The sequence below is a fragment of the Psychromicrobium xiongbiense genome (assembly GCF_030271165.1).
Lineage (GTDB): Bacteria > Actinomycetota > Actinomycetes > Actinomycetales > Micrococcaceae > Renibacterium > Renibacterium xiongbiense.
Map to the genome: position 1 here is coordinate 23,889 of NZ_JASSZH010000007.1, position 10,277 is coordinate 34,165.

Below are 10,277 nucleotides of genomic sequence, written 5' to 3' on the forward strand. Positions count from 1 at the left end.
CAACGCAGCTTGGCCTGGATGCGCGAAGCGTCCCGTCCAGTCCGCTGAATATTTGTTCACGGTAACAACCGATCAGCCAAGTCTATGCCTTGACGATCCGCCTCTGTGCACCGGAAAGCGGCATCAGAGGGGCCTCAGAGTGCAGCGACCGCCTCGGCCTCGGCGCGTGCCGAAACCTTCTCCGCCTGTTTGACCAGAGCACTCTCGCCCTGGCGGAACGCCGCGTACAACGGTGCAGCGATGAAGATCGTGGTCAGGCCGCCGACCAGGATACCGATGAACAGCGAGAGCGAGAGGTCACGCAGGGTTCCCGCGCCCAGCAGATACGAGCCGATGAACAGGATGGAGGCCACCGGCAACACGGCAACCATGGTCGTGTTGATCGAGCGGACCAGGGTCTGATTGACGGCCAGGTTGACCTCGGAGGCGAAGGTTCGCCGGGTGGACGTTGAAATATCCGCAGTGTTCTCACGGATCTTGTCGAATACCACCACGATGTCGTACAGCGAGTAACTCAGAATGGTCAGGAAGCCGATAATCGCCGATGGCGTGACCTCGACGTCGGTGATCGCGTAGACCCCGGCGGTGGTGACCTGAACGAACAGCATGCCGATGATCGCCGCCAGCGACATTTTCCAGGTCCGGAAGTACAGCGCCATCAGCACGGTGGCCAGCAGCACGAAGACCACCAGACCAATCAGCGCCTGCTTGGTGACATCGGCGCCCCAGGTCGGGCCGACGAAGGTCGAGGTGACCTCCTTCTCAGTGACGCCGTAGGCCTTGACCAGCGCTTCTTTGACCTTCAGCGTCTGATCGTCCGAAAGCTTCTCGGTCTGAACCTGAATGGTGTCCCCAGCGACGTTGGCCACGCGGGCCACCTGGCCTGCCACTACGGAGCTGACGGCGCTCTGTCCGACCTCGGTGTTAGTGGTCTTCACATGGGAGACCGTGAATTCGCTGCCTCCGCGGAAATCGATACCGAGATTGAAGCCACCCTTGATCACCGGGACCAGAACGGAGACGACCACAACGATCGCGGCAATGACGAACCAGATACGACGGCGACCCACAAAGTCGTAGGAACGCTTGCCCGTGTACAACTCGTTGCCAAAGGCCGCGAAGCTGACAAACTTAGCCATTTACTTGCTCTCCTTCGACGCGGCGACGGTGGTGCGCCCACCGGTCTGCTCGGTGGCCTGATCGCCGTCATCGTCCGAGGCATCCGGATCGACTCCACGGTTCCTCTGCGCCTCGGCAAAACGCCGTTCTGCGATGGTCTGGCGTCGTTCCGCCTCGGCCAGCGCTCCGGCATTCTTGGCCTTGACCGTTCCCTTGGGTCGGGCCGCACCCTCCCGCAGACGCCCGGCGCCACGATAGAACGGGACCACGCCCAGGCGTTCGGGCGACAGTCCCGAGAAGCGATGGCCTTCGGCGAAGAATCGCCGGGTGGCCAGCAGCTGCAGCATGGGATGCGTGAACATGAAGACCACGATGAGGTCAGCCACAGCCGTCAGGCCGAGGGTGAAGGCGAAGCCTCGAACGTTACCGACAGCGACAAAATACAGCACGACGGCGGCCAACAGGTTCACTGCCTTGGAGGCCAGCACGGTGCGTTTGGCACGGGTCCAGCCGTTCTCCACCGCGGCCACCAGCCCGCGACCTTCGCGCAGCTCATCGCGGATACGTTCGAAGTAGACAATGAAGGAGTCCGCCGTCTGGCCAATCGCCACAATCAGACCCGCAACACCTGCCAACGACAGCCGGTAGTTCTGGGACCAGCCGAGCAGGATGATCGCCAGATACGTCAGCACACCCGCCACCACAAGCGAGGCGACAGTGACCAGGCCCAGCATGCGGTACTGGAAGAGGGAGTAGACCACCACGAGCAGAAGGCCGATGACGCCGGCCAGCAGACCCATTTCGAGCTGCTGAGTACCCAGCGTGGCGGAGACCTGCTCCTCGCTCTGGATCTCGAAGCTGATCGGCAGGGCACCGAACTTCAGCTGGTCGGAGAGCGCCTTGGCACTCGCCTCGGTGAAGTTGCCGCTGATCTGAGACTTTCCATCCGTGATCACTGCCTGAGCAGAAGGTGCGGAGACAATCTTGCCGTCCAGCACGATGGCGAACTGGGCCTTAGGATCGCTCGGGTTGGCCTGGTAGAAGCCGAAAAGGCGCGTGGTGACGGTCTTGAACTGCTCGGCACCCGTGCTGTTGAAGGCCAGGTTGACGACCCACTTATTGGTGCTCGCACCCTGAGAACTCTGCTGCAGGCCGTAGCTCGAGGTGGCGATGTCCTGACCCTTGACCTCGACCGGACCCATGATGTACTTCATGCCCGTGCCGGGCTCACATCCGTAGGTCGGCTTCGTGGGATCCGGGTTCGTCGGTGCTTCCATGGTGCAGTCAAAAGCGAGGAACTGCTTGTACAGCGTCCCGTCCACCCAGTTCGGATCGCTGGCGTTGGTGGGAGCCGCCGTCGGTTTGGGCAGCTGGTCATCCGTGGGCATCTGGTTCGCCGGAGTGGCTGTTCCCTGGGCCGAGGTGATGACCGGTCGGAAGGTCATGTTCGCCGAGGCGCGGATCAGATCCCGCTGCTCGGTGGTAGGGGTCCCGGGCAGTGACACCACCAGGTTCTGTCCGCTGGTGCTGATCTGTGCTTCAGCGACACCGGAGCCGTCAACACGCTGACGGATGATGGCCACCGCCTGATTGAGCTGGTCATCATTGACCGAGCCGCTGTTGCCTTCAACCTTGGGCGCCAGAATCATCTGGGTGCCGCCCTCAAGGTCAAGGGCAAGCTTAGGTGCCCAGCTTGCCCCCCAGAAGTTGGTTCCCGCTGTCACGAGCAATATCAGGATCACGGTCAGTGCGCCCAGCCACAGAATGACTCTGCGGCCTTTCGACGCCGGGCCTTTACTACGTGCCATCAAGATTTCACGGCTCTTTCTCGTGCAACGGTGGAAGACGGCCTGAGCCCAGCAAGGGGCCAGACCAGCAGAACGGACAGAAGGACTACTGGTCCTTGGTGCCGTTTTCCTTGTTCAGACGGGCAAGGGTCTCTTCAGCGGTTTCCGGCTTGCTGCCCGGGTCCTGCACGCCGCCAGCGGTGTGATCGCCGGTCAGCGAGGAGGCGTCGTCGGGCACCAGCGTACTCGCGTCATCCTCGGTGATCAGTTTGGTCACGGCCTGGCGGTGAACGGTCACAAAGCTCCCCGGGGAGACTTCGAGCACAACCTTGTTTGCCTCTTCATCGATCGAAGCAATGCGGCCATACAGACCGAAGCTGGTCATCACCTCGACGCCGGGCACCATCTTGGACTGCTGGGCCTGCTGTGCCTTCTGCTGCGCGCGATTGCGACGGAACATGAAAAAAATCAGCACGCCGAACACCAGGACGAGCAAAATCATCGAATAATCCACTGCGGAAAACCATCCTCAAGTATGTAGTGGCATTGTTGCGGCACCAGGGCGCGCAGAATGTCACCCTAGTCTAAGCTGAAAATCTATGCTCCACGTGTGATACCTCACGGAGCCAGCCGATCAGAGGCCACCAAGGGTCCATTCTGGCCCGGCATCGCCCACCTGCTCAACTCCCAGATGCCGCCACGCGGCGGCCGTGGCAATCCTTCCGCGAGGCGTCCGGCCCAACAGGCCTTCACGGACCAGGAACGGCTCCGCTACCGTCTCAACGGTTTCCGTCTCTTCGCCCACGGCGATGGCGAGCGTGGACAGACCAACCGGTCCCCCACCGAATTTCAGCACCAGGGCCTCCAGAACGGCACGGTCCAGGCGGTCCAGGCCCCGCGCATCCACTTCATACATGTCCAGCGCAGCCGAGGCCGTCCGGGCATCGATCTCTGCCACCCCGTGCACCAGCGCCCAGTCGCGCACCCGGCGCAGCAACCGGTTGGCAATACGCGGCGTTCCCCGGGAACGACCGGCAATCTCGCTGAACCCGGCGCTGCTCAGCCGCAGATCCAGCAACCCGGCAGAGCGGCGAAGCACCAGAACGAGTTCGCTTTCGGAGTAAAACTCCAGATGCCCGGTGAAACCGAACCTGTCCCGCAGCGGTCCGGGCAGCAGCCCTGCCCTGGTGGTCGCGCCGACCAGGGTGAAGGGTGGCAGTTCCAGCGGAATTGCCGTGGCACCGGCCCCCTTCCCGACCACCACATCCACCCGGAAGTCCTCCATGGCCATGTAGAGCATTTCCTCAGCGGGCCGGGACATCCGATGGATCTCGTCCAGGAACAGCACTTCACCCTCGCTCAGCGAGGACAGGATGGCGGCCAGATCACCGGCATGCTGAATGGCCGGGCCCGAGGAAATACGCAACGGAGCATTCATCTCCGCAGCGATGATCATGGCCAGAGTGGTCTTGCCCAGTCCCGGCGGGCCGGAGAGCAACACATGGTCCGCACTACGCCCGCGGAGCCGGGATGCCTCCAGGACCAGCGACAGTTGCCTCCGCACCCGGTGCTGACCGACGAAGTCGTCCAGATTCTTCGGACGGAGTGCGGCCTCCAGCGCCCGTTCCTCCGGTTCACTCGTCTGCGCGACCAAGGCCCGGCTTTCATCGGCCGCCGCGCGGGCGGCATCGAGCGCTGACTGATCAACCACGGCTGGCTCCGGTCCGTGCCCGACCGGCTCGCGCACCGTCACGGCCCAGCCACTGCAGGGTGGCGCGAAGAATCCCGGCCACATCGCCGCGTTCGCGCAGTTCCTCCTGGCCCTCCGCAGCGCCGTCCAGCGCGGCTCCGGCATCCTTTTCGCTCCAGCCCAGGCTCATCAGCGCTTCGGTGACCTGTGCTTTCCAGCTATCCGGGGTGGGCATGGCCGCGGCGGCGGAAACCCCGGTGGGGATCAGCTTTCCGGCGAGCTCCAGGACGATCCGGGCAGCCACCTTAGGGCCGATGCCGGGAACTTTGGTCAGTGCCTTGCCGTCGCCGCTCGCGACCGCCACCCGGATCGCTTCGGGCTCGAGCACGGAGAGCACGGCCAGGCCGAGCCTCGGCCCCACCCCGCTCACGCCGAGGAGCACCTCAAAGATTTCCCGTTCCTCACGGTCGGCAAAGCCATAGAGGGTCAGAGCGTCCTCACGCACCATTAGCGCCGTATTCAGGAACGCTTCGCTGCCCGGCCGCATACCGCTGAGAGTCTGTGGCGTGGCATTGACCAGCAGACCGACCCCGCCCACCTCGACGACCACCGAGTTGAGGCTGATCTGGCCGACCGTGCCGCGCACCGAGCTAATCATGGAACCCCTTGAGTACCGCGTCAGGAGCTGCCCTGGACCGGTTCATTCTCCGCCCCAGCCAGACAGCAGCACCTCGCATCCGAACATATCTACGAATACTCTACGGTGCCAACAGCAAGTTTGCGGGAACTCCGCGGGAGCGCCGCGACACGGATCAGCCCCAGGAGCCCTTGGGTTTTTCCCGGTTCTTCCGCGCTTTGGCCTCGGCTTCCAGCCAGATCTTCTGAGCTGCCGGCGCCGTGCCTTTCCGGACCGGCAATCCGACGGCGCCAGTTCTCATAGCCTGAGCTGTCGACGGTTTCGCCATAGCCGGGCCGCTGCGCCAGGCGGAGGCGATGGCCAGGGCGAGGGCGTCGGCGGCATCGGCCGGAGTCGGTGGAGCGCTCAGCCGCAGGATCCGCGTCACCATGGCGGTGACGGCGGCCTTGTCCGCTCGGCCGTCGCCGGTGACCGCGGCCTTGACCTCACTGGGCGTGTGCAGGGCGACAGCAACTCCGTGGCGCGCCGCCGCCGCAATGACGATGCCGGAGGCCTGCGCCACGCCCATCACCGTGGACAGGTTCGTCTGCGAGAACACGCGTTCCACTGCCAGGACGTCGGGTTTCCAGAGTTCAAGCCAGGCGTCCACTGCCTCAGCGATGACCAGCAGTCGCTCGGGCAACGGCGTATGCGCCACCGTACCGATCACCTTGACGGCCACCAGGGTGGCCGTGCGGTTGGCGGCGACATCCACCACGCCGAAGCCGCACCGGGTCAGCCCGGGATCGATACCGAGAACCCTCATGGGTGAAGGTGACCCAGGCTCAGTCGGCCTCAAGCTGTGCCAGGACTTCCGGGCTCAGATCGGCATTCGAATAGACGTTCTGGACGTCGTCGAGGTCTTCAAGCGCGTCGTAAAGCCGCATGAATTTGCGCGCACCATCGGCGTCGAGTGCGACCTCCATCGACGGAACAAAGCCTGCTTCATCGTTGTCGTACTCGTAACCGGCTTCGGTCAAAGCCGCCCGGATGGCCGGCAGATCCTGCGGTTCTGAGAGCACCTCAAAGTTCTCGCCATCGTCCTTGACCTCTTCAGCACCCGCATCGAGGACCGCCATCAGCACATCGTCTTCGCTCAGGCCGTTTTTCGGTACTGCAACGATGCCTTTCCGGGCAAAGAGATAGGAGACCGATCCGGGATCGGCCATGTTTCCGCCGTTGCGGCTCACCGCGAGGCGTACCTCGGAGGCGGCACGGTTCTTGTTGTCGGTCAGGCACTCGATCAGTAACGCTGAACCCTGCGGGCCACGCGCTTCATAGATGATCTCGGTGTAATCGACGACCTCACCGGTGAGGCCGGCACCACGCTTGATGGCGCGGTCGATGTTGTCATTGGGCACCGAGGTCTTCTTGGCTTTGGTGACCGCAAGTTCGAGGCCGGGGTTACCCGCCATATCAGGACCACCGACGCGCGCTGCAACCTCGATGTTCTTGATCAGCTTGGCGAACGACTTAGCACGGCGTGCATCGATAACAGCCTTTTTGTGTTTGGTGGTAGCCCATTTGGAGTGACCGGACATGCTCTGTTCTACTCTCCTCTGCCTTGCATCATGCGGACGAACAATTCGTGAACCCGCAACTCGTCGGGTTCTCCCGCAGTGCCTCTCACCTCAGGGTGGAAGGATGTTGCCAATACTGTCGACGACCGAACGGCCACGGGACGATCGATTCCCTCAATTCTAACCGTGGCCAGCACCTCCACTCCCGGACCGACCCGTTCAACCCAGGGCGCGCGGATGAAAACCGCGTGGATCGGTCGCTCCGGATCACTGATCTGGCGGAAATCCAACTCCGCCTCAAAGGAATCCCGCTGCCTGCCGAAGGCGTTGCGACGCACCGTCATATCAAGGCCACCCAGAGTCTGCTGCGGCTCGCCCCGAGCGTCACGCGCCGGTTCCACCAGCTGATCCGCCAGCAGAATCATGCCGGCACAGGAGCCATAGACGGCCCGGCCACTGGAAATGAATTCGCGGACCGGGCGATGGAGGTCGAAGGCTCTCAGCAGTCGATCCATAGCGGTCGACTCGCCGCCGGGAATGATGAGTCCGTCGAGGCCTTCCAGCTCCTGGGCACGGCGGACGATGCTTCCCTGCACGCCGCAGTCCGCCAGGGCAGCGAGATGTTCGCGGAAGTCGCCCTGCAGGGCGAGAACTCCCGCCCGTAGAGCAGAAACGGGAGCGCCTGAATTCACCCGTCGATCATATCCCCAGAGCCAGACAGTACGATTGAGCCTGGACTTTGTCGAAAAAGATCAAGGCGGTAACAGGGTATGTGCGGAATTGCCGGGTACTACGGCTACAACGCGGACGAGCCGATGCTGAAGGCCATGAGTCTGGCGATGGCTCACCGCGGGCCGGACGGGGAGGGCTTCTACACCCAGGGCCTGGTGGGACTGGCGCACCGACGCCTGGCGATCATCGACGTCGCCCACGGGCAGGAGCCGATGTACAGCCAGGACGGCGCTACCGTGCTGGTCTACAACGGTGAGGTGTACAACTACCTGGACCTACGGGCGGAACTGATCGCGCTGGGCCGCAGTTTCGTGACCGACTCGGATACCGAAGTTGTCCTCCAGTCCTACGAGGAGTGGGGCGAAGACGCCTTCGACCGCTTCAACGGCATGTTCGGCCTGGCCATCCATGACACCAAGGCCAATAAGCTGGTCCTGGCCCGCGATCATTTCGGCATCAAGCCGCTGTACTTCGCACAGGCCGGCACCCCGGATGCGCCCACTCTGCTCTTCGCCTCCGAGATCAAGCCACTGCTGGCGAGCCATCAGATTGACCGCAAGGTCAACGAGCGGATTCTCTACCGCTACCTGCAGTTCCGGATTCACGACGAGGAATCCGAGACGTTCTTCGAGGGCATCGAGAAGCTCATGCCCGGTGAGAAGCTGGTCCTGGATACGCTCACCGGTGCCTTCGAGGTCTCGATGTACACCCGACTGCCGGAAGAGCTCAAGGAACTCGCTGCGGTCAAAACCCCGTATTCGCCAGAGGTGATTGAGGAATATCGTCAGCGGTTCACCGAAGCGGTGCGACTACGCCTGCAATCAGAGGTGCCGGTGGGTACCGCGCTCTCCGGCGGCCTGGACTCCTCCGCCGTCGTCGTGACGATCAACCAGCTGATGCAGGAGAATGCCGCGGCCACCGATTCTCTTGGTGCAACGCAGCAGACCTTCTCCGCTATTTTCCCGAACTCGATCAATGACGAGGAAAAATACGCCGATGCCGTCCTGGCCCGCTGCCAGGGGAACGTCACCAGCCACAAGATCCTGCCCAGGGCGGAGGAATTCGCCCTGGATCTGGAGGACTTCGTCCGGACTCAGGAAGAGCCCATCATCTCTTCCGGCCCCTACGCGCAGTACCGGGTCATGCAGAAGGCCTCTGAGCACGTCACCGTGCTGCTGGACGGGCAGGGCGCCGATGAGATGATGGCCGGCTACATCCCCTACTACTTCGCCTATCTGCGGCAGCTCAAGAAGGCCGGTGAATACTCCAAGCTGGCCAAGGAGCTGCTCTCCAGCGCAGACATCCTCTTCCGTTTGGGCCGTTTCCGGTTGCGCAGTGCGCTCACGCTCCGCAAGGAACGCGGCATCGCGCCCCTGCTGCAGAAATCCTTCACCAGCAAGTACTCGGCCGAACGATTCGGCAATATCCCGGACAACCTCAAGCTCCGGCTGATCGACGATCTGTTCCACAAATCGTTGCCCGCCGTTCTGCGCTATGAGGACAAGAACACCATGCGCTTCTCGCTGGAAGGACGCGTTCCCTTCCTGGACAAGGAAGTCGTCAAATATCTTTTCAGCCTCAGCGATGAATCCATCATCAAGGGCGGCTGGAACAAGCGCATTCTGCGCGATGCGACGCGCAAGCTGCTCCCTCCGCTGATCAGCAATCGCCGCAATAAGATCGGCTTCACCACTCCTGAGGCCGAATGGTTCGTGAACATGAAGGAGAAGCTGTACGAAGTCTTCCTCTCCTCCTCCTTCGAATACCGCCCCTACTGGAATCAGGATGCGGTGCTTTACGCCTTTGAGGAATACCTCTCCGGTAAATCGGGTGGCTCCACCATGGTGTTCTGGCGCCTGCTGAACACCGAGTTGTGGCTGCGCGAATTCTTCGATGAGCCGGAGGTAAAGGCCGGAATCGAAGGTAAAAGCGACTATGAGCCGAATGCGGACAAGCAGCTCGATCTGACGATTCCGCAGGGCGCAACCTACCGCCGGTACCCGCTGCGCACTGAAATCTTCTACAAGGAAACTGACCTGGATCCGGCCATCCTCGGCTATGTGCAGCGGTTCTTCAATGGATTGTCTGAGGCAGCTGAGGAACATCGCGAGGCCGCTGCTGATACCCCGTGGTACCTCTTCGTCTCCGAAAAAATCGTCGCCATGACGCAGGGGCGCTCCATCCCGGTCTGGGATATCAAGGTCACCCCCGCAGCGCGCGCCCTGAGTAAGTTCGTGGTGCGTAATCCCGGCGGCATCGGACTCGCCAGCCCCTGGTCCATGCAGCTGGCCATTCAGGAAGTGGGCCTGCCACGCATCCTCTGGGCGTCTTTCCGCTCCGTGATCGGCAAGCTCCAGGGCAAGAAGGGCGTCTTCTACGATGTGGTGGGGCACAACATCAACGCGATCGACGGTGCCGCGGGTTACCAGGTGGGCACCTCGACGCATTCGGTCAAGTACGCGCCCAAGGACCCCGATGGCGTGGCGCGCCGGTTGAGCGCGCAGATCCGGGAGAGCGTCCCCGCCGAATTCGCCCGGAACTTCGGTGGGACTGCGATCATGGACGCCAACGACCTCGGTGTGGTGGCTCTGGGTCATGACACCGGACTGGCCAAAGACGTCCTCGAGGCGATCTTCAAGGACAACCCGCAGGGCCAGACCACGGAGACCACACCGATGTCTCTGGTGTTCACTGGCAAGTAGTCGACGCTGACACGGCTGTGGCCGGGGTGCGCATCATCGCGGAACCCGGCC

9 protein-coding genes are annotated in these 10,277 nt (G+C 62.6%); 1 reads left to right on the top strand and 8 read right to left on the bottom strand.

Translation table 11 applies throughout. The features are described from left to right. Positions 1-134: 134 nt before the first annotated feature. The 8 genes from secF to pdxT all read right to left on the bottom strand — a co-directional run bounded on the left by secF (position 135) and on the right by pdxT (position 7,484). Positions 135-1,139, bottom strand: a complete 1,005-nt coding sequence (gene secF, locus QQM37_RS02475) for a protein translocase subunit SecF (RefSeq protein ID WP_285724683.1) — start codon at positions 1,137-1,139, stop codon at positions 135-137. Further along, on the bottom strand, positions 1,140-2,927 hold the full coding sequence (gene secD, locus QQM37_RS02480; RefSeq protein WP_285724684.1) for a protein translocase subunit SecD: 1,788 nt from the start codon (positions 2,925-2,927) through the stop codon (positions 1,140-1,142). Positions 2,928-3,012: 85 nt separating this feature from the next. Next, entirely contained in the window at positions 3,013-3,408 is a 396-nt protein-coding gene (yajC, locus tag QQM37_RS02485) for a preprotein translocase subunit YajC (RefSeq protein ID WP_285724686.1), read from the bottom strand. Between the two features lie 132 nt (positions 3,409-3,540). Next, complete coding sequence (ruvB, locus tag QQM37_RS02490) at positions 3,541-4,560, bottom strand: Holliday junction branch migration DNA helicase RuvB (RefSeq protein WP_285724702.1); 1,020 nt, start codon at positions 4,558-4,560, stop codon at positions 3,541-3,543. 49 nt (positions 4,561-4,609) lie between these two features. Then, positions 4,610-5,254, bottom strand: a complete 645-nt coding sequence (gene ruvA, locus QQM37_RS02495; protein WP_285724688.1) for a Holliday junction branch migration protein RuvA — start codon at positions 5,252-5,254, stop codon at positions 4,610-4,612. Between the two features lie 154 nt (positions 5,255-5,408). After that, a complete protein-coding gene (gene ruvC / locus QQM37_RS02500) occupies positions 5,409-6,038 on the bottom strand; it encodes a crossover junction endodeoxyribonuclease RuvC (RefSeq protein WP_285724690.1) in 630 nt (209 codons plus the stop codon). Between the two features lie 19 nt (positions 6,039-6,057). Then, positions 6,058-6,813 (bottom strand): YebC/PmpR family DNA-binding transcriptional regulator, encoded by a 756-nt coding sequence (locus QQM37_RS02505; RefSeq protein ID WP_285724692.1) that lies wholly within the window; start codon positions 6,811-6,813, stop codon positions 6,058-6,060. A gap of 8 nt (positions 6,814-6,821) precedes the next feature. Next, complete coding sequence (gene pdxT, locus QQM37_RS02510; protein ID WP_285724694.1) at positions 6,822-7,484, bottom strand: pyridoxal 5'-phosphate synthase glutaminase subunit PdxT; 663 nt, start codon at positions 7,482-7,484, stop codon at positions 6,822-6,824. A gap of 78 nt (positions 7,485-7,562) precedes the next feature. Here pdxT and asnB point away from each other — a divergent pair, with 78 nt between their 5' ends. Then, complete coding sequence (gene asnB, locus QQM37_RS02515) at positions 7,563-10,226, top strand: asparagine synthase (glutamine-hydrolyzing) (RefSeq protein WP_285724696.1); 2,664 nt, start codon at positions 7,563-7,565, stop codon at positions 10,224-10,226. The last annotated feature ends 51 nt before the right edge of the window (positions 10,227-10,277 follow it).

Coding starts and splice junctions, on each gene's coding strand:
- secF (WP_285724683.1), bottom strand. CDS start 1,139: ATGGCTAAGTTTGTCAGCTTCGCGGCCTTTGGCAACGAGTTGTACACG.
- secD (WP_285724684.1), bottom strand. CDS start 2,927: ATGGCACGTAGTAAAGGCCCGGCGTCGAAAGGCCGCAGAGTCATTCTG.
- yajC (WP_285724686.1), bottom strand. CDS start 3,408: ATGATTTTGCTCGTCCTGGTGTTCGGCGTGCTGATTTTTTTCATGTTC.
- ruvA (WP_285724688.1), bottom strand. CDS start 5,254: ATGATTAGCTCGGTGCGCGGCACGGTCGGCCAGATCAGCCTCAACTCG.
- ruvC (WP_285724690.1), bottom strand. CDS start 6,038: ATGAGGGTTCTCGGTATCGATCCCGGGCTGACCCGGTGCGGCTTCGGC.
- QQM37_RS02505 (WP_285724692.1), bottom strand. CDS start 6,813: ATGTCCGGTCACTCCAAATGGGCTACCACCAAACACAAAAAGGCTGTT.
- asnB (WP_285724696.1), top strand. CDS start 7,563: ATGTGCGGAATTGCCGGGTACTACGGCTACAACGCGGACGAGCCGATG.